The following is a 242-nucleotide window of genomic DNA, read 5'->3' as shown; positions in this document are numbered from 1 at the left end:
CGGCGCCACCACGGGCCGGCCTCGTTGCGTCCGCGCGGCGCGCGATCGAGCCACTGGTACATCCCCCACAGCCCGTCGAGCCCGCGCGCATAGGTGGAGTACGTGTGATAAACGACGCCGTCCTCGCGCACGAACGCGCTCATCCCCGGCCGGTCGAGCGAATACGTGAGCGCATCGGTGCCGCACGTCGCAGCGAACTGCACGACGGGTGCCGGCGGCGGATCCATGTCCATCGCGTGACC

Annotated in this window: 1 protein-coding gene; it reads right to left on the bottom strand. The window is 70.7% G+C overall.

The features are described 5' to 3' along the window. On the bottom strand, positions 1–242 hold a 242-nt coding region (locus SB771_RS36595; RefSeq protein ID WP_410722234.1), incomplete at both ends, for a DUF899 family protein.

The organism is Burkholderia sp. SIMBA_051 (assembly GCF_046534915.1).
Taxonomy (GTDB): Bacteria; Pseudomonadota; Gammaproteobacteria; order Burkholderiales; family Burkholderiaceae; genus Burkholderia; species Burkholderia ambifaria.
Note: the sequence above shows the minus strand (reverse complement) of the source record. Positions and strands in the feature narration are given on the sequence as shown.